Source organism: Nocardioides sp. P5_C9_2 (assembly GCF_054049555.1).
Map to the genome: position 1 here is coordinate 1 of NZ_JBFUMD010000696.1, position 1405 is coordinate 1405.

Genomic DNA, 1405 nt, shown 5'->3' on the forward strand with positions numbered 1-1405 from the left:
GGGAGGTGACCGTGCAGACGCTCTGGCCGGCGGACGGCTCGCCACCCGACGAGGTGGGGGAGGAGAGTGCCGCCAACGACGCCAGCGTGGTGCTGCTGGCCGAGGTGCGCGGGGTGCGGATCCTGCTGACCGGGGACGTCGAGCCATCCGCGCAGGCGTCGTTGCAGCGGCTGCTGGCGGGCGTCGAGGTCGACGTGCTCAAGGTGCCGCACCACGGGTCGCGGCACCAGGACCTCGACCTCCTGCTCGGAGTGCGGGCACGGCTGGCCCTGGTGTCGGTCGGCGCCGACAACGACTACGGCCATCCCTCCGCGGACGTGCTGGCCGCGCTGACCGCGACGGGTGCCCAGGTGCGGCGCACCGACCTCGACGGCGACATCCTGGTGACCGTCGACGACGGTGCGCTGGGTGTCCGTACCCGCGGCTAGGGTTGGCCCACCATGAGTCGCACCCCCACCGCCGCGCAGGTCCTCGGTCGCGTCGTCCTCGTGACGGGCAAGGAGGAGTTCCTCAGCGAGCGCACGGTCGGCTCGGTGCGTGAGGCCGTGCGAGCCCACGACCCGGAGGCCGAGATCGGCGAGGCCGCGGCCTCCGACCTGACGCTGGCGACCCTGGGGGAGATGGCCGCCCCGTCCCTGTTCTCGACCACGCGGTGCGTCATCGTCCGCGGCCTGGAGAACCTCCCCGACGAGTCGGTCGACGGACTCCTCGACTACGCCGGCGCCCCGGCGGACGACATCGCCCTGGTGCTGGTCCACGGGGGCGGGCCCAAGGGATCCGGGCTGCTCACCAAGCTGCGCAAGCTCTCGGCGGTCACCGAGGTCAAGTCCGAGGAGATCAAGCGGAGCGAGCTGACCAGCTTCGTGTCCGCCGAGTTCGCCGGCCACGGCGCGACGATCGCCCACGACGCGTCGGCCTTCCTGGTGACCGCGGTCGGGCAGGACCTGCGCTCGCTGGCGGCCGCCGCCCACCAGCTGACCAACGACTTCCCCGGCGAGCCGATCAGCGTCGACAAGGTCAAGCGCTACTTCGGGGGCCGGGCGGAGGCCACCTCGTTCGCGGTCGCCGACGCCGCCTTCTCCGGACGTCGCGAGGCGGCCCTCGAGGAGCTGCGCTGGGCGCTCGACGGCGGCACGGCCACCGTGCTCATCACCTCGGCGATGGCCAGCTCGGCGCGCAGCCTGGCGCGCTACCTCGGCTCGGCCCGCGGGGCGCGGGACAACGACCTGGCGCGCGACCTCGGCGTCCCGCCGTGGAAGGTCAAGCAGGTGCGCGACCAGTCCCGCGCCTGGACGCCGGACGCGATCGGCGCGGCACTGCGGGCGGTGGCCACCGCCGACGCGGACATCAAGGGTCGGGCCCACGACGCGTCGTACACGCTGGAGCGGCTCGTCCTCACCGTGAC

The 1405-nt window shown here is 73.7% G+C and carries 2 protein-coding genes; both read left to right on the top strand.

Annotated elements, in window-relative coordinates; genetic code table 11:
- The coding region (locus tag ACXJKL_RS21085) for a ComEC/Rec2 family competence protein (RefSeq protein WP_457208946.1) at positions 1-428 on the top strand (428 nt) is incomplete at its 5' end.
- Between the two features lie 12 nt (positions 429-440).
- Positions 441-1405, top strand: a 965-nt coding sequence (holA, locus tag ACXJKL_RS21090; protein ID WP_457208947.1) for a DNA polymerase III subunit delta, incomplete at its 3' end; no start/stop codon positions are given.